19 protein-coding genes are annotated in these 16642 nt (G+C 67.8%); 10 read left to right on the top strand and 9 right to left on the bottom strand.

The genetic code is table 11. From position 1 onward, the window contains the following. Positions 1–6: 6 nt before the first annotated feature. Complete coding sequence (locus AC0L6G_RS16105) at positions 7–2100, bottom strand: S46 family peptidase (RefSeq protein ID WP_293825360.1); 2094 nt, start codon at positions 2098–2100, stop codon at positions 7–9. A gap of 220 nt (positions 2101–2320) precedes the next feature. Here AC0L6G_RS16105 and AC0L6G_RS16110 point away from each other — a divergent pair, with 220 nt between their 5' ends. Genes AC0L6G_RS16110 through AC0L6G_RS16120 form a run of 3 tightly spaced genes read left to right on the top strand, consistent with a single transcriptional unit; the run spans position 2321 to position 5278 of the window. Further along, positions 2321–3487, top strand: a complete 1167-nt coding sequence (locus tag AC0L6G_RS16110; RefSeq protein WP_473252627.1) for an ABC transporter permease — start codon at positions 2321–2323, stop codon at positions 3485–3487. Further along, positions 3484–4239, top strand: a complete 756-nt coding sequence (locus tag AC0L6G_RS16115) for an ABC transporter ATP-binding protein (protein ID WP_291535598.1) — start codon at positions 3484–3486, stop codon at positions 4237–4239. The genes AC0L6G_RS16110 and AC0L6G_RS16115 overlap by 4 nt, the downstream gene beginning before the upstream one ends. 25 nt (positions 4240–4264) lie before the next feature. Beyond that, the gene (locus AC0L6G_RS16120; protein WP_293825356.1) at positions 4265–5278 is read left to right on the top strand and encodes an HlyD family secretion protein; all 1014 of its coding nucleotides are present in this window, start codon (positions 4265–4267) and stop codon (positions 5276–5278) included. A gap of 62 nt (positions 5279–5340) precedes the next feature. On the opposite strand, the gene AC0L6G_RS16125 is transcribed toward AC0L6G_RS16120, so the two are convergent. Together AC0L6G_RS16125 and AC0L6G_RS16130 are read right to left on the bottom strand one after the other, a co-directional pair. Beyond that, positions 5341–6138 (bottom strand): crotonase/enoyl-CoA hydratase family protein, encoded by a 798-nt coding sequence (locus AC0L6G_RS16125; protein ID WP_473252628.1) that lies wholly within the window; start codon positions 6136–6138, stop codon positions 5341–5343. A 120-nt stretch (positions 6139–6258) separates the two neighbouring features. Beyond that, positions 6259–6411: a hypothetical protein gene (locus tag AC0L6G_RS16130; protein WP_291535601.1), complete on the bottom strand. Its 153-nt coding sequence runs from the start codon at positions 6409–6411 to the stop codon at positions 6259–6261. 156 nt (positions 6412–6567) lie between these two features. Between AC0L6G_RS16130 and AC0L6G_RS16135 the strand changes: the two genes are divergently transcribed. Continuing rightward, positions 6568–6777, top strand: coding sequence for a DUF1289 domain-containing protein (locus AC0L6G_RS16135; protein WP_291535602.1), 210 nt, complete (start codon positions 6568–6570; stop codon positions 6775–6777). 75 nt (positions 6778–6852) lie between these two features. Further along, the gene (locus tag AC0L6G_RS16140; RefSeq protein WP_293825352.1) at positions 6853–7395 is read left to right on the top strand and encodes a retropepsin-like aspartic protease family protein; all 543 of its coding nucleotides are present in this window, start codon (positions 6853–6855) and stop codon (positions 7393–7395) included. On the opposite strand, the gene pgsA is transcribed toward AC0L6G_RS16140, so the two are convergent. The 4 genes from pgsA to AC0L6G_RS16160 all read right to left on the bottom strand — a co-directional run bounded on the left by pgsA (position 7392) and on the right by AC0L6G_RS16160 (position 9418). Beyond that, positions 7392–8033, bottom strand: coding sequence for a CDP-diacylglycerol--glycerol-3-phosphate 3-phosphatidyltransferase (pgsA, locus tag AC0L6G_RS16145; protein ID WP_291535604.1), 642 nt, complete (start codon positions 8031–8033; stop codon positions 7392–7394). The two genes, AC0L6G_RS16140 and pgsA, sit on opposite strands and share 4 nt — an antisense overlap. Next, complete coding sequence (locus tag AC0L6G_RS16150) at positions 8030–8542, bottom strand: PIN domain-containing protein (protein WP_473252629.1); 513 nt, start codon at positions 8540–8542, stop codon at positions 8030–8032. The genes pgsA and AC0L6G_RS16150 overlap by 4 nt, the downstream gene beginning before the upstream one ends. Next, positions 8482–8715, bottom strand: a complete 234-nt coding sequence (locus tag AC0L6G_RS16155) for a ribbon-helix-helix domain-containing protein (RefSeq protein WP_473252630.1) — start codon at positions 8713–8715, stop codon at positions 8482–8484. Before AC0L6G_RS16155 ends, AC0L6G_RS16150 begins: the two co-directional genes overlap by 61 nt. Before the next feature lie 79 nt (positions 8716–8794). Continuing rightward, positions 8795–9418 carry a carbonic anhydrase gene (locus AC0L6G_RS16160; protein ID WP_293825348.1) on the bottom strand — a complete coding sequence of 208 codons (624 nt, stop codon included), beginning with the start codon at positions 9416–9418 and terminating at the stop codon, positions 8795–8797. Between the two features lie 68 nt (positions 9419–9486). On the opposite strand from AC0L6G_RS16160, the gene AC0L6G_RS16165 reads away from it, so the two are divergent. After that, positions 9487–9723: an antitoxin gene (locus AC0L6G_RS16165; protein WP_291535608.1), complete on the top strand. Its 237-nt coding sequence runs from the start codon at positions 9487–9489 to the stop codon at positions 9721–9723. Positions 9724–9732: 9 nt separating this feature from the next. Then, positions 9733–10104: a PIN domain-containing protein gene (locus AC0L6G_RS16170; RefSeq protein ID WP_293825346.1), complete on the top strand. Its 372-nt coding sequence runs from the start codon at positions 9733–9735 to the stop codon at positions 10102–10104. A 6-nt stretch (positions 10105–10110) separates the two neighbouring features. Here the strand turns inward: AC0L6G_RS16170 and uvrC are convergent, their stop codons facing one another. After that, complete coding sequence (uvrC, locus tag AC0L6G_RS16175) at positions 10111–11988, bottom strand: excinuclease ABC subunit UvrC (RefSeq protein WP_293825345.1); 1878 nt, start codon at positions 11986–11988, stop codon at positions 10111–10113. A 240-nt stretch (positions 11989–12228) separates the two neighbouring features. On the opposite strand from uvrC, the gene ligD reads away from it, so the two are divergent. After that, complete coding sequence (ligD, locus tag AC0L6G_RS16180; protein ID WP_293825343.1) at positions 12229–14796, top strand: DNA ligase D; 2568 nt, start codon at positions 12229–12231, stop codon at positions 14794–14796. On the opposite strand, the gene ku is transcribed toward ligD, so the two are convergent. Continuing rightward, entirely contained in the window at positions 14793–15641 is an 849-nt protein-coding gene (gene ku, locus AC0L6G_RS16185; protein WP_293825342.1) for a non-homologous end joining protein Ku, read from the bottom strand. The genes ligD and ku overlap by 4 nt on opposite strands. 15 nt (positions 15642–15656) lie before the next feature. On the opposite strand from ku, the gene AC0L6G_RS16190 reads away from it, so the two are divergent. Together AC0L6G_RS16190 and AC0L6G_RS16195 are read left to right on the top strand one after the other, a co-directional pair. Beyond that, positions 15657–15875, top strand: a complete 219-nt coding sequence (locus AC0L6G_RS16190; protein WP_293825340.1) for a hypothetical protein — start codon at positions 15657–15659, stop codon at positions 15873–15875. Further along, on the top strand, positions 15868–16641 hold the full coding sequence (locus tag AC0L6G_RS16195) for an SDR family oxidoreductase (RefSeq protein WP_473252631.1): 774 nt from the start codon (positions 15868–15870) through the stop codon (positions 16639–16641). The genes AC0L6G_RS16190 and AC0L6G_RS16195 overlap by 8 nt, the downstream gene beginning before the upstream one ends. The last annotated feature ends 1 nt before the right edge of the window (position 16642 follow it).

Here is a 16642-nt window from a genome sequence, read left to right on the forward strand (position 1 = left end):
GTCGTTTTAGCGACGCACACCCAGTTCGCGCAGCAGGCGCGGCTGGTTGTAGACGTTGCGCAGGGCCTCGGTGATGGCGGCGGTCGAGACCGTCACCGTGCGGTTCAGTTCGGGATCGTAGCCGAAGCTGCCGCCCAGGGAGTGGATGTTGCCGTCGAAGGCCGCGCCGATGACCTCGCCCTTGGCGTTGATCACGGGCGAGCCCGAATTGCCGCCGATGATGTCGTTGGTCGAGACGAAGTCGTAGACGGTCGACTTGTTCACCTTGCCCTCGGCCGCCAGCCAGTCCTCGGCCGCGTTGAACGGCTCGGCGCCGGTGTTTCGCTCGTAAAGGCCGCCGATGTGGGTGAAGGGCTCCACCGTCACGCCGCGATAGGTCCAGCCCTTGACCTGGCCGTAGGACAGACGCAGCGAGAAGGTCGCGTCGGGATACAGATTGGTTCCGTAAGCCGCGAACCGGGCCTGGGCGATCTTTTCGCCCGCGCGGCTGGTCGGACCGGAGACGGCCGATTCCCACTGGGTGCGGACGGCCTGGGCCGCGTCGTCGTTGGCCAGGACGAACTGGATCAGCGGGTCGCCCGAGGCGGCCAACTGTTCCGGGGTCATGGCCAGATAGGCCGCCCGCGCGCGGGGGTCGCCCAGATTGGTGCCGTCGATCAGGCGCTGGGCGATCTGTTCCGGGCTTTCCTTGCCCAGCAGGGCCTTCACATTGGCGTTGTCGACCGTCAGATATTCGCGCGTCTTGGACAGCCAGAAGTCCAGGAAGATTTTCTCCAGATCGGTCGAGATCGGCGTCTCGGTCGCCAGGCGGCGGCCCAGGGCGGCGATGTCGGCGTCCGAATAGCCGGCGCGCCGTTCGGCGACCGGCTTGGCGCGTTCCTTGGACGCGCGAACGATGGCCTTGGCGTAGCTGTAGAGTTGCGACCGCTGGCCCGCCGCCGATTCCAGCTGACGATAGGGCAGATACAGGTCGCGCTGGGCGGCCGAGACACGCTCCAGATCGGCCCAGGGATCGCCGATGCGCTGGGCCAGGGCCGGGTCGGCGGCGACGCGCTGGCGCAGTTCCTGCTCCTCGCGACGCTTGGTCGCCATGAAGGCCGGATCGGTCAAGGCGCCCTGCTGGCCGTAATAGACCTTGAAGCTGTTCTCCAGGCCGAACAGGGGATCGACGCTGACGCGCTTGGCCTCGTCGTCACGGGTCGAATATTCCAGCAGCCGCCCGCGAAGTTCCGACGACTGGATCAGGGTCAGGGGCATCTGCTGGTCGCGCAGCGCCTCCAGCTGGGCCACCGTCAGCAGGCGCTGGGTCGAGCCGGGGTTGCCGGCGACGAAGGTCAGGTCGCCGTCCTTGGGCGCGTTCGGATTCCAGGTCAGGTGGTTCGGCGTCGCGACCGGCTTGCCGTCCTCGTAGAGGCGCAGGAAACCGGCGTCCAAAGCGTAGCGCGGGAAGTTGAAGTTATCCGGGTCGCCGCCGAAGAAGGCCGCCTGGAACTCGGGCGCGAAGACCAGGCGCACGTCGTCGTATTTGCGGAACTTGTACAGCTTGTACTGACCGCCGCGATAGAAGCTGATGACCTGGCAGGTCAGCTTCTGGTCGTCGCCGCAGGTCTCCTTCTGGATCTTGTCGATCTCGGCGGCGCGGGCCTGGACGAAGGCGGCGCCTTCAAGCCCGGCGCCGGCGCCGACGACCCGGTCGGTGACGTCGGTGATGTCGGTCAGGATTTCGGCCGTCTGGCCGGGGCATTTCTTCTCTTCCTCGCGCGTCGCCGGCATCCAGCCGTTCTTGACGTAGTCGTTCTGGGCCGTGGACAGGTCCTGCACGCAGGAGACGACGCAGTGGTGGTTGGTCAGCACCAGCCCCTCGCCCGACACCAGCGAGGCCGAGCAGCCCTGCAGGCGCACGGCGGCGTTGCGCACCCGGTCGAGCCACGCCTGGTCGATGTTGGCGCCGTATTTCTCGTTCACCGTGGCGATGGGGAAGTTGTCGAAGGTCCACATCCCCTCGTCGGCCTTGGCCGGGGCGGCGGGGGCGGACAGGACGGCGGTCGCCGCGCCGAGCGCGGCCAGCGAGGCGGTGAGGCGAAGCGAGGGCAGGGACATGAAAGGGTTTCTCCCGAAGCGGGACGGCCTGCCCCGCTGTTATGGTGTAACTAGCCCCGATGCGCGGCCGGCGCCAAGAGCCGATGGCCGCCTTAAGCCCCCGATCATCCACGCGCAACCGGATGCGCGGTCCGCACCCGGCCCTGCCTTACTGCGATTTAACTTGGCGGTGCGAGGGCTCGCGGTCAGATAGAACCCAGTTCGGGGGAACCGCCGGTTCATGTCGCTTGCACTTTTAACGCTGCTCTACGAATGGCGCCGCTACATGGCCGCCATCGTGGCGCTGGCCTTTTCCGGCCTTTTGGTCCTGGCCCAGGTCGGGATGTTCATGGGCATCGGCAAGGCGTTCACGGCCCAGATCGACCGCGCGCGCGCCGACATCATGATCCTCAGCCCCGGCGCCACGGCCCTGTTCAACGGCGGCCCGTCTGGCGTTCCGCGCCGCATCATGCCGGTGGTCTATCAGCACCCGGAAGTGGTCGCCGTCGCCGACCTGGATGGGTCGGGGGGGCGCTGGCAGAACATCGTCAAGGACCAGGCTACGCAGGGCAAGGCGTCGCAGGGCTCCAAGAAGATGGAGTTCGTCAACGTCACCACCATCGACGCCGTGCCCGGCGCGGTGACGGTGCCGGTCGACTATTCCGACGACCTGGTCGAGGCGCTGCGCCAGCCCTACGCCGTGGCCATCGACCAGACGGCCCTGGGGCGGCTGGGCGTCAAATTGGGCGACCAGGCGTCCTATAACGGCAAGACCGTTCGCGTCGCCGCCGTGACCCAGGGCTATCCCAACATGATGCAGGCCACCGTCGTCATGTCGCGCGACACCCTGCGGATGCTGGGCGAGGCCAACACCGGCGAGCGGGTCGGACCGCTGATGGTCCAGATCAAGAACCCCGCCCGCGCGCCCATCGTCGTGGCCCAGCTGAACGCGGCCGCCAACGGCCAGTTCAAGGCCTGGACCCGCCAGGACCTGGCCAAGGCCAACGAGGGCGCGATGATGAAGGAAAGCTTCATCGCCATCATGCTGGGCTTCTCCCTGTTCCTGGGCGTTCTGATCGGCGTGGCCATCACCTGGCAGACGCTGCGCGGCGCCATCATGGCCAACATCAAGGAGTTCGCTTCGCTGCGGGCGCTGGGCGTGTCGATGGGATCGCTGCGCCGGATCGTGCTGGAACTCAGCTTCTGGGTCGGCATCGCCGGGGTGCTGGCGTCGTTCGTCCTGACCTGGCTGGTCAGCCTGCTGGCGGCCGGAACCGGCCTGACGATGGCCTTCCCGCCGACGATGGTGCTGATGGTTTCGGCCATGCTGGTGCTGATCGCCCTGGGATCCGGCTTCCTGTCGCTGGGCGTCCTCAAGAAGAGCCAGCCTGCGGATCTGCTGCGATGAACAGTCATACGAAAGTCCACGGCAAGCACGGCGACTTCGCCATCGAGGCCAAGGGTCTGGTCAAGCGGTTCAAGACCGGCCGCAGCTGGGTCGAGGTGCTGAAGGGCGTGGACTTCGACGCGCGGCACGGCGACCTGACGATGGTCATGGGGCCGTCCGGTTCGGGCAAGTCGACCCTGATCGCCAATCTGTCGGGCCTGCTGAAGCCGGAAGAGGGTCGGGTCGACATCCTGGACGTCGACGACCTGTGGAAATACGGTTCGGGCCGGATCGACAAGTTCCGGCTGGACCATTGCGGCTTCATCTTCCAGGGCTTCAACCTGTTCCCGTCGCTGACGGCGCTGCAGCAGGTGATGACGGTCCTGAAATACCAGGGCCTGTCCAAGTCCGAGGCCAGGAAGCGCGCCGCCACGGCCCTGGAGGAGGTCGGGCTGGGCCACCGCCTGAACCAGCGGCCCAGCGCCCTGTCCGGCGGCGAGAAGCAGCGCGTCGCCATCGCCCGGGCCTTGGCCAAGAACCCGCAGATCCTGTTCGCCGACGAACCGACCTCGGCCTTGGACGGCGAGAACGGCCAGGTGGTCATCCGCCTGTTGCGCCGCGCCGCCACCGAGTACGGCGCCGCCGTCATCTGCGTGACCCACGACCCGCGCCTTGAGGCCTGGGCCGACCGGGTCATCCATATCGAGGACGGCAAGATCCTCGATGATCAACGCCGCACGCCCGATCCCGACGCCCAGCTGGCGTCCCACTAAGCCCTCTCTCGAACGGACTACCGTCATGCCCGCCTTCCTCAAGAACAAATGGCTCTGGATCGGCCTGGTCCTGATCGTCCTGCTGGTCGGGGGCTTCGTCGCCTTCTCCAAGGCCGGCGCCGCCAAGAAGGCGCAGGTCGAGAAGGAGGCCGCCCAGAAGATCGAAAGCCCCTACGCCGCCATCGCCAACGGCAAGGCGGACGTGGAGGGCGGGGTCATCAAGGTCGCCGCCCGTCGCGGCGGCATCGTGAGCCAGGTCTATGTCAACGAGGGCGACCGCGTGGTCGCCGGCCAGGTTCTGGCCCGCCAGGAGGACGACGAAACCCGTCTGGCCGCCCAGAGCGCCGCCGCCGCCGTCGCCGAGGCGCGCGCCCAGCTGGGCCTGTCGCGGGTCGAACTGACCACGGCGCGGCGCGAATACGACCGCCTGTCGAAACTGGCCGCCACCAACAACGTCGCCGCCCAGCGGCTGGACCAGGCGCGCGACCAGATCGCCCAGGCCGAGGCGCGCATCGCCTCCCAGGACGCCGCCATCCAGACCGCCGAGTCGCGCCTGGCCGAGGCGCGCTACAACCAGGAACTGACCGTCATCCGCGCCCCGATGGACGGCCGGATCGCCCGCCGCTACGCTCAGCCCGGCGCCGGCGCCTCGACCCTGAACGTGACGGCCATGTTCGATCTGGAGCCGGACACCGCCCGGATCGTCCGCGCCGAGATCGTCGAGGCCGACATTCCCAACGTCGCGGTCGGCCAGGAGGTCGAACTGACCCCTGAGGGCGATCCCACCAAGATCACCGTGGGCCGCGTCCTACGCCGCGCCGCCGTCTTCGGCGCCCGCCAGCTGCAGTCTGAAGACCCGTCGGCCCGCACCGACGAACGGGTGGTCGAGGTGGTGGTCTCGGCAGACGACACCCCATTCCTGATCGGTCAGCGGGTGCTGGTGAAATTCATGAAGCCCGGCCAGAAGGCCGGCGTCGCCCGCCCGGTGCAGGCCGGCGTCGGTCCCAGCCAGGCCATGCGCCCGGCCGGCCAGAAGTAACGGCGTCCACGGCGTCGAGGACGGGAAGGGGCGCTGCGGCGGTCCCTTTCTCGTTTTGGGCGTCAACGGCCGGTGAAGTCGCCCGGCCGTTTTTCCAGCACGGCGGCGACGCCTTCCTGGTGATCCTCGGTCAGGTGGGCCAAGGCCTGCATGGCCGCCGACATCTCCAGCATCTGGTCGAAGTTCATGTCGCGGCCCTGGCGCAGCAGGGCCTTGGCCATGCGCAGCGCCTGGGGCGGCTGGGCCGCGATCTGGGCGGCCGTGGCGAGGGCCTCGTCCAGCAGGGCGTCGTGAGGGACCACGCGGTTGACCAGGCCCCAGCGCTCGGCCGTCTCGGCGTCGATGGACCGGGCGGTGAACAGCATTTCGGCGGCGCGGGCGTAGCCGATGTTGCGCGGCAGCAGCCACGATCCGCCGTCGCCGGGAATGATCCCCAGCTTGAGGAAGGGCACGCCGAAGCTGGCGCGATCCGAGGCGATGCGGATGTCGGCCAGTCCCGCGATGTCGCAGCCCAGTCCCATGGCTGGGCCGTTGACGGCGACGATCAAGGGAACCTCCAGCCCGTACAGCGACCGCACGATCCGGTGGACCACCCGGCGATAGCGTTCGCGTATGGCCGCGCCCGAGCCCTCGAACAGGTCGCGCCGGTCGCGCATGGCCGTCAGGTCGCCGCCGGCGGAGAACGCCCGCCCGGCCCCGGTCAGCACGACGCAGCGGACGCCGGCGTCGGCGTTCGCCCGCTCGCACGCCGCCGCCATCTCGTCGCCGTCGGCCAGATCGGGCAAGGCGTTCAGCCGCGCCTCGCGGTCCAGCGTCCAGATCAGGACGGCGCCGCGGCGCTCTTCGGCGATCAGGCTCATTGGCGGTCTCCCTCTGTTGTCGGCCCTCATCGACCGGGAAGGTCGCGTCAGGCAAGACCGGAATTGAAAAAGCCCCGGCGAGGCCAGGGCTTTCGGGAGCTTTGGGCGATCTGAGCGCCGTCAGCGTTTCTTGATCGCATAGGGCGTGAAGTTGGACGGATGGCTGACCGTCCGGCCCGAGTTCGACGGCATCTGCCGACTGTTGACCAGCATCCCGCCCCACAGGGCGAAGGACATCATGGCGTGTTGGAGGTTACGCTCCTTATCGTTCATCTTGGCGTCTCCTTTCCCAGAACGATGAAAAGAGACACGTCGTACCAATGGGATTCCACCCTCAGTCGTTTCGCGTCAGCGGGCAATATAAGACAGTTTGGTGAATTTGCAAATTTATTCGTCAGGAGTCGGAGTGATTTTAGCTGTGGTGTCACAATGACCGGCCCGTCCGGGCCGCCAAGGGCCGTTGCCACGCCGTGCGTCATGGTCTGCGCCGTCGACGGCGAAAGCGGCCTGTGCCTGGGCTGTTTCCGCACCTTGAAAGAGATCGCCGGCTGGCGCGGGCTGACCGACGCCGAGCGGGCGGCGGTGATGGCCGACCTGCCGGGGCGACGTGACCGGATTGACCCGGCCAAGCTGGGTTAGCCGGTTTTGGGGCTTAAGCTTTCGTCAGCCACGTCGTTTCACCGCATCCAAAGATCGGCCCGCTAAACCAAGGCCATGATCCGCATCGACCCTCAGTCCGTCATCGTGTTCGGCGTCGCCCTGGCGGCCTCCCTCGCCACGGCCCTGACGATCGGTCGCCTTGACGGCGGCGAGGCGGCCCAGGCCGCGACCGGACCCGTCGCCCTCGTCGCCCCGGCGGGTGGACGCGCGGCGTCGGCAGCCGCCACGGGGGCCGCCGCCCAGGTGGCCAGGGGCGCGGACGGCCATTATTGGGCCCAGGCCCGGATCGACGGGCGGGCGGTGCGGGTTCTGGTGGACACCGGCGCCAGCGTGGTGGCCCTGACGCGGGCCGATGCGGCGCGTCTGGGCGTCGACCCGGAGCCGGGCGCCTTCACCGGCCAGGTCCAGACCGCCTCGGGCGTTGTTCGCGCCGCGCCGGTGCGTCTGGCCGCCGTCTCGGTCGCCGGAGCACGGGTCGATGAAGTGGAGGCCCTGGTGGTCGAACAGGGGCTGGAATATTCCCTGCTGGGAATGAGCTATCTGGGTCGGCTGTCGTCGTTCGAGGCCACGCCGGCGGGGCTGACTCTCAGGCCTTAGAGATCCTTCATCTGGCGGCGCGCTTCGCGGAAATATTGCCAGCCGGTCCACAGGGTGATGATGGCGGCGAACCAGATCAGGAAGATGGCGAAGGATTCGAACGCCGGCTGCCAGCCGAGCGGCGAGCCGTCCTCGTTCTGAAGACCCAGGGCGCCCCATAGCAAGGTCAGCTGAAGCGCGGCCAAGGCCACCATCTGCACCGTGGTCTTCCACTTGGCCGCCAGGGTGACGGGCAGCTCGATCCGCCCCGCCATCGTCTCGCGCAGCGCCGAGACCGCGAATTCGCGGAACAGGATCAGGCCGCAGGGCAGGGCGATGCCGGGCAGGGAACCGGAGGCCAGAACACCGAGGATGGCGCCCGTGACCAGCACCTTGTCGGCGATCGGGTCCAGGATGGCGCCCCAGCGCGTCGTGGAATTCCAGCGCCGGGCCAGAAAGCCGTCGACCCAGTCGGTCGAGGCGGCGATGACGAAGATCCAGAAGGCCCAGACGCTGAATCGGCCCTGGATCTCTGGCGACAGCCAGGCTTCCAGCGCGCCCGGCGCCGCGCCGGCCATCATGGCGAACATCACCACCCCGGCCGCCAAACGGACGCCCGTCAGGATGTTGGGAACGGGATTGGCGCGGTGGGCGGTCATGGCGGTGTCTCCAGCAGGGACGCGAGCAGGGGGTGCGGCGTCTCCGCGAACGGATTGGCGACGGTCACGCCTCGATAGACGAAGCCGTCCTGCATGTCTTCGGAAAGCAGGAGCGCGCATCCGGCTTCGGCGGCGGCGGAAAGGATGATGGCGTCCCAGATTTGATGTGGATGGGCGTCGATCAGATCGCAGGCGGCCGTCAGCGTCGTCTCGTCGCCGGGGGCGATGTGCGCAAGTCGCCGCCAGCTGTGCGCGGCCTCCGCCGCCAGAGCGCTCGGCATCTTCGCCTTTCCGGTCAGGACGCGGTGAAGTTCACCCAACGTTTGAACGGCGATGACGAACTCGTGCAGAAGGTGAAGTTGATCCACGATCCGGCGGGCAGCGTCGCGACGCTCAGGGCCGTTCACGCCCTCGGCATAGACGAGAAGGTTGGTGTCTAGGGCGATCCTCAATCGTAAAGCTCGTCTCGCGTCCACGGACCGATGTCGATCGTCGGCATGGCGGCCCATCGATCCAGCATGGCCTGCAAAGCGGCCTCGCGACGTGCGCGTTCGATCTCAAGCCGGCGATCTTCTTCCAGTCGCGCAGCTTCGGCGCTGCGCCTCGCGATTTCCTGATCCTGAAGCAGGCGCAGACCTTCCCGCACCACTTCGCTGACATTGTTGTAGCGGCCGGAACTCACCCGATCACGGGCAAACTTTCAAGCTCTGCGGTAAGATGGACGTTGGTTCCCATACGTCCATCATATCAATCCTTGATACTCAAGCCAAGGGTTCGAACCGGGGCTTGTCGGTCAGGGCGGTCAGGGCGCCCTCGGCGATGCCGAAATGAAGGCCGCTGAGGTGCAGTTCGCCCTTGGCCTCGCGCTCGGCGATCCAGGGGAAGGTGCGCAGGTTTCGGATCGACAGGCGGACAATGGCCTCCTCGGCGGCGCGCTCCTCCTCGTCGGCCGCGACAGTCTCGGCGACATGCCGGACGACCGGCGTGCCTTGAGCCACCCAGGGGGCCACGAAGTCGGCGCAGCTGTCGGGCGCGCCGTGCAGCATGGCGTTGACCCCGCCGCAGTGGGCGTGGCCCATGACGACGATCCGCTTGACCCCCAGCACCTTGACCCCGAACTCCAGCGCCGCCGACACGCCGTGCAGCTTGCCGTCCGGCTCATAGGGCGGAACCAGGTTGGCGACGTTGCGCACCACGAACAGTTCGCCTGGCTTGGCGTCGAAGATCAGGGCCGGATCGGCGCGGCTGTCGGAACAGGCCACGATCAGGGTGTGCGGCTTCTGGCCCTTGGTCGCCAGGCTTTCATATTCGGCGCGCGCGGTCGGCCAGTGGTCGGCGCGGAAGCGGCGATAGCCGGCGGTCAGTTCGTCATCGGTGTCGCTCATGACGGCGCTGTAGCGCTTTGAGCCGCGTCGATAAATGGTGTATACGTGTCTATACGAAGGAGGCCGTCATGCCCGTCACCAGTCGAACTTTCCGAAGCGGCAACAGCGACGCCGTGCGCCTGCCCAAGGAAATCTCGTTCGGGCCGGGCGTCGAGGTCGAGATCGAGCGCAAGGGCGACGTGGTGACTCTGACGCCGAAAAGACCTTCGGTGCGAGAGATGCTCGCGAAGCTGGATGCGCTGCCCAAACCCTCCAGCATCGGCAAGCGGCCGCCGTTCATCGCACCCATTCGAAAGGGGCTTTGACATTTGTTGATGCTGGACACCAGCATCGCCATCCACTTGCGGGATAGCGACCCGACCATACGGACGCGGATCGAAGACGCCGACGATACGCTGACTTTCTCCATCATTACAGTGGTCGAGCTGGAGGAGGGCTTTCTGGACGGAGAGGCCGAGCTGCGACGCGCGCGTCTGGCCGCTCTGCTTGAGACGATCAGCTACAGGGCGTTCGATGATCGGGACGCCGCCGCCTACGGGCGCATCATCGCGCATACCGGCTATTCCCGGCGCAAGGTGCTGGACCGGATGATCGCCGCCCAGGCTTTGGTCGATGAAGCGACCCTCGTGACGCGCAACGGCGACGACTTTCGCGACATTCCGGGCCTGACGCTGTTGGAATGGTGACAGGGCTCACGCCTTCCTGAAGAAGGCGTGGATGCGTTCGGCCAGGGGCTGGCTGACGCCGTCGACCTTGACCAGATCGGCGACGGAGGCGCGGCTGACGCCCTTTGCGGAGCCGAAGGCGTGCAGCAGGGCCTTCTTGCGGCCGGGGCCGACGCCTTCGATCTCGTCCAGAGGGTTCCGCTTGATGTCCATCGAACGGCGCTTGGCGTGGGCGCCGTTGGCGAAACGGTGGGCCTCGTCGCGGAGACGTTGCAGGTAGTAGAGGGCCGGGGACTTCAGCGGCAGCATGAAGGGCGGCTTGCCCGGCATGAAGAACTTCTCCATCCCCGCATCGCGATCCGGCCCCTTGGCGACGCCGACCACGGCGATGTCGTCGACGCCCATCTCGGCCATGACGGCCAGGACTTCGGCCAGCTGGCCCGCGCCGCCGTCGATAAGCAGCAGGTCGGGGCGGACGACATCTTCGCCCTTGGCCTCGCCCTCTTCCTCGTCCTTGACCAGACGGGCGAAGCGGCGGCGCATCACCTCGCGCATCATGCCGTAGTCGTCGCCGGGCGTCAGGTCCTCGCCCCGGATGTTGAACTTGCGATACTGCGACTTCTGGAAGCCTTCGGGGCCGGCCACGACCATGCCGCCGACCGCGTTCGTCCCCTGGATGTGGGCGTTGTCGTAGATCTCGATCCGTTCGGGCCGGGCCTCCAGGCCGAAGGCCTCGCACACCTCGTCCAGGATTTTCCCTTGCGCCGAACTTTCGGCCAGGCGGCGGCCCAGGGCCTCCCTCGCATTGGTCAGGGCGTGGTCGACCAGGGTCAGCTTCTCGCCGCGCTGGGGACGGGCGATCTCGATCTTGCGGTCCGCCTTCATCGAGAAGGCCTCTTCCAGCAGCTCCAGCTCGTGCGGGCGGACGTTGGACAGGATCAGGCGCGGGATCGGCTTGTCCTCGTAGAACTGGCCTAGGAAGGCGGCCAGGATCTCCGGGTCCGTATCGGTCTTGTCCACGCGCGGGAAATAGGCGCGGCCGCCCCAGTTCTGGCCAGCGCGATAGAAGAAGACCTGGACGCAGGCCTGGCCGCCGTCCGAATGCAGGGCGAAGACGTCGCCTTCGGCGACGCTGTCGGCGCTGACGGAGTTCTCCATGGCGATGGCCGACAGCGCGCGGATGCGGTCGCGCACACGGGCGGCCTGTTCGAAGTCCATCGCGTCGGACGCGGCCTGCATCTCCTTGGACAGGCGGCCGATGACCGCGCGCGACTTGCCGCGCAGGAACTGCTCGGCCTCGTTCACCAGTTCGCCATAGTCCTCGAGCGAGATCAGGCCCGTGCAGGGCGCCGAGCAGCGCTTGATCTGATGCAGCATGCAGGGGCGGGTGCGGGTCTCGTAGACGCTGTCCGAACAGGAGCGCAGCAGGAAGGCCTTCTGCAGCGTGTTCAGCGTGCGGTTGACCGCCCAGGTTGAGGCGAAGGGGCCGAAATACTGGCCGGGCGTCGTGTGGGCGCCGCGATGCTTGCGGATCTGAGGCGCGCGGTGGTCGCTGCGGATCATCAGTTCGGCGAAGGACTTGTCGTCGCGCAGCACGACGTTGTAGCGCGGCTTCAGCTTCTTGATGAAGTTGGATTCCAGCAGCAGGGCCTCGGTCTCGGACGCCGTGACCACCAGCTCCATCGACCGGGTCTGGGCCACCATCAGGCCGATACGCTGGGTGTGGAAGCGTCCTTGCGCATACTGGAGGATGCGCTTCTTCAGGCTGCGGGCCTTGCCGACATAAAGGCAGGTCCCGTCCTCGCCATACATCCGATAGACGCCGGGCTTGTCGGGCGCCCGGCGCGCCTCGTCGGCGATCAGCGCGGCGGCGGTCAGTTTCGAATCGGGGGTCTCCGCGTTCATCCGGCGGGATATAGGGTCAGGAGCGCCGGACCAGAAGGAGGGTGCAGGCGGCCGCCGACAAGCGCCCTGTCGGGAAGCGGGCTCCACGCCTTGGCGTGATCCAAGTCCCTATGTGGATGCCGGCAATGCCTGGGATGACGCCGAACGGTTCGGCCTGAGTCTCCGTCGAACGCAAGACAGGCCGTTGCGGATCGTCTTTCGTCGCATGACGTTTCGCTGGTTCAAGGGAGCGGGATGCGGATGCGCGGCGAACTGGAGACCTATCGGGGCAAGCGGCGGTTCGGGGAGACGCCGGAGCCGAAGGGGCGCAAGGGGGCGGCCAGGGCGGAGGGCGGGCGCTATCTGATCCAGCGGCACGCGGCGACGCGGCTGCACTACGATTTCCGCATCGAGGCGGACGGGGTGCTGAAGTCCTGGGCGGTGACAAAGGCGCCGTCGCGCGATCCCCATGTGAAGCGGCTGGCGGTCGAGGTCGAGGACCACCCGCTGGACTATGGCGACTTCGAAGGGACCATCCCCGCCGGCAACTATGGCGCGGGTACGGTGCAGATGTGGGACACGGGGACATGGGCCCCGCAGGAGCCGGACCTGGCCGCCGCCTTCGCCCGGGGCCAGATCAAGATGGTGCTGGACGGCGAGCGGCTGAAGGGCAAATGGGCGCTTATCCGGCTAAAGACCGACCGGGGCCGGCCGTCCAAGCGCAACAACTGGCTGCTGATCAAGGAGAAGGACGAATTCGCCGTCGAGGGCGAGGGCGACGCCAATATGGAGATCGACGCCTCGATCGCGACCGGACGGACGATGGCCCAGATCGCCGAGGGGCGCAAACAGTGGACGTCGTCCAAGCCCACGGGGCGGAAGGCGCCGCCCAAACCCAAGGCGACGAAGGCCCAGAAGTCCGACGCCGAACGGCCGCGCGCCTTCGTGCCGATCCAGCTGTGCAAGACGGCCGACCATCCGCCTAGCGACGCCGGCTGGGCGCACGAGATCAAGTTCGACGGCTATCGCATCCAGATCGCCACGGGGGGCGGCCAGGCGACGCTGAGAACGCGCAAGGGTCTGGACTGGACGGAACGGTTCCCCGAACTGGCGGCCGACGCCGCGCGCTGGCCCGATGCGGTGATCGACGGCGAGGTGTGCGCCCTGGCCGAGGATTCCAGCCCGGACTTTTCTGCCCTGCAGACGGCCCTGTCGGACGGCGAGACCGAAGCCTTGGTCTATTTCGCCTTCGACCTGCTGTTCGAAGGAAGCGAGGACCTGCGCGACCTGCCGCTGTCGCATCGCAAGGCGCGGCTGGAGGCCTATGTTCAGCGGATCGCCAAGGGGGCGGCGAAACGGGTGCGCTATGTCGACCATTTCGCTTCCAGCGGCAGGGCGGTGCTGGAAAGCGCGTGCCGGATGGATCTGGAGGGGGTGATCTCCAAACGGCTGGACGCGCCTTATCGCGCCGGGCGCTCGACCACCTGGGTCAAGTCCAAGTGCCGGGGGCGCGACGAGGTGGTGATCGGGGGCTGGACCACGGACGGATCGCGGTTCCGCTCGCTGCTGGTGGGGATCAAGGAAGGGCAGGGGCTGCGGTCGCTGGGGCGGGTCGGGACCGGCTACGCCCAGCCGCTGGTCAAGACCCTGATCCCGGCGCTGGCGGCGGTGGAGACCGACCGCAGCCCCTTCGTCGGAAAGGATGCGCCCAGACGCACGACGCGGGGCGAGGCGATTCACTGGACCCGGCCCGTGCTGGTCGCTGAGATCGAGCACGGCGGCTATACCGACGGCGGCTCCCTGCGCCAGGCGGCGTTCAAGGGGCTGCGCGAGGACAAGGCGGCCGCCGAGGTCGACGCCCCGCCCCAGCCGCCCAGCAGCACGATCAAGGCGGGGGCCAAGACGGGCGGCGCGAACGGCCGGTCCGGCAAGGTGGTGGTGGCCGGGGTGACGATCTCCAATCCCGACAAGGTGCTGTGGCCCGCCCACGACGGGGCCGACCCGATCACCAAGGCGGATTTGGCGCGCTATTACGAGGCGGTGGCCGAACGCATCCTGCCCCATGTGGCGGACCGGCCGCTGTCGATCATCCGCGCGCCGGAGGGGATAGGGGGCGAGCAGTTCTTCCAGCGCCACGCCATGCCGGGGTCGAACCCGCGGCTGAAGCTGATCGACGTGCACGAGCGCAAACCCTATGTCGCCGTGGTCGATGTCGGGGGGCTGATCGCGGTGGGGCAGTCCGGTGGGCTGGAGCTGCACCCGTGGGGCTGCGCGCCGGGCGATCCCGAGACGCCGGACCAGATCACCTTCGACCTGGACCCCGACGTGGGGCTGGACTTCGGGGACGTGATCGGTGCGTCCAAGGTGGTGAAGGCGCGGCTGGAGGCGCTGGGTCTGAACCCCTTCGTCAAGACCACGGGGGGCAAGGGGCTGCACGTCGTGGTCCCGATCAAGGCCGACAAGCGCAGCGCCGTGACCTGGGACCAGAACAAGGCCTTCGCCAAGGCCGTGTCCGAGGCCGTCCGCGCCGAGGCCCCGGACCGGTTCACCACCACCCTGGCCAAGAAGGCGCGGGGCGGTAAGATCTTTCTGGACTATCTGCGAAACGGGCGGATGGCGACGGCGGTCGCCCCCTGGTCGCCGCGCGCCCGGCCCGGCGCGGGCGTGGCCTTTCCGCTGGCCTGGGGGCAGGTGAAGACGGGGCTGGACCCGCGCGCGTTCAACATGCTCACCGCGCCCGCCCTGCTGAGGAAGGCCGATCCCTGGGCGGATTTCCGCCAAGGCGCCGTCAGCCTGAAGCCGGCGCTGAAGACGATGGAGGTGAGTTAGGCCGCCTTCTTCTTGGCGGGCGTTTTCTTCTTGGGCGCGGCTTTCTTCGCCGGCGCCTTCTTGCCCCCGGCCGAACCCTGCAGGCTGTTGCGCAGGGCCTGCATCAGATCCACGACATTGGTGTCGTCCGGCTCTTCGACCTCGACCACGCCCTTGCCGCCCTTCTGCTTGGCCTTGATCAGGTCGCGCAGGGCGTCGTCGTAGCGGTCCTTGAACTGGGAGGGATCGAAGGGGGCCTCCTTCTGGGCGATGATGCGGGTGGCGATCTCGACCATGTCCTTGTCGGCCTTCACCGCCGGGATGTCGTCGAAATAGTCGTCGGCGTCGCGCACCTCGTCATGGGCGCGCAGGGACCAGGCGACCAGGCCCTTGCCCCGCACCTCCATGGCCAGCTGCCGCTCGCGCCCGCGCAGGACCAGGCTGCCGATGGCCACCTTGCCCGCCGCCTTCATGGCGTCGCGGATGACGGCGAAGGCTTCGACCCCCACCCCCTTCTCGGGCACGATGAAGAAGGGGTCGTCCCAGTACAGACGGTCGATGTCGGCCTCGTCCACGAAGCTGTCGATGGAGATGGTGTGGGTGGTCTCCAGCCTGACCTTGTCGAAGTCGGCGTCGTCGAACAGGACGTATTCGTCCTTGGACACCTCATAGCCCTTCACCAGATCGGACCGCTCGACCGGCCCGGTGTCGGGATCGGTCGGCACCATGCGGATGCGGTTGTTGGTCTCGGGATTGATCAGGTTGAAGCTGACATGGGCGTTCGACGCCGTAGCCGTGTAGAGCCCGACCGGGCAGGTCACGAGCGACAGCTTCAGATGTCCATGCCAGGTAGGGCGGGCGGCCACGGCGAGGTCTCCGTCATGCGTTTCGCCCTGCAGAACGACGGGCGCCGGGGAAATGTTGCAGCGGCCGCCGAACAGTCTTGCGCTCGACCGATGTATGCCCGCTTGAACCCCGCTTCGTCCCGCTCTAACCAAGGGACGGAACAGGAGCATACCATGCTGGCGCTCGGCATCATCTTCGGCTTCATCGCCGTCATCGCGGCCTTCAATGTGTTCGAGTTCGGTCGGGTTGACTGAACCGGCGCAGACGCAGTTCCAGTCTGGGGGGCGCGGGGTCGCCCTGGTCACGGGCGGGGCGCGCAGGATCGGGCGGGCCATCTGTCTGAAGCTGGCCGCGGCCGGGTTCGACGTGGCGATCCATCATCATGCCTCGGGCGACGCGGCGCGCGGCCTGGCCGAGGAAATCGCTGGCCTGGGGCGGCGCACCTGTCTGTTGCAGGCGGACCTCGCGGACGAGGCCAGGGTGCGGGCGCTGATGCCGGCTGCTGTCGAGGCGCTGGGGCCGGTAACTGTGCTGGTCAACAACGCCTCGGTGTTCCAGGACGACCGGATCGGCGGGCTGACGCGCGAAAGCTGGGACGCCCATATCGAGACCAATCTGAGGGCGCCCATCGTCCTGGCCGAGGCTTTCGCCGCCCAGGCTGTCGAGGGGGCCATCGTCAATCTGCTGGACCAGAAGGTGCTGAAGCCGGACCCGCGCTTCTTCTCCTACAGCCTGTCGCGCAACGGGCTGTGGTGGGCGACGCGGACCCTGGCCCAGGCGCTGGCGCCGGGCATCCGGGTCAACGGGGTGGGGCCGGGACCGACCCTGCCGTCCGTCCACCAAACGCCCGAGGAATTCGCCGCCGAGGCGCGCGCCACCCTGCTGGAGACGCCCGGCAGCCCGGAAGAGGTGGCCGAGGCGGTGCTGTGGCTGATTGACGCCCGCATGGTCACGGGCCAGATGATCGCCGTCGACGGGGGCCAGCATCTGGCCTGGCGCACCCCCGACATCCAGGAGTAGG

The sequence above is a fragment of the Brevundimonas sp. D3-1P genome, from assembly GCF_055809335.1.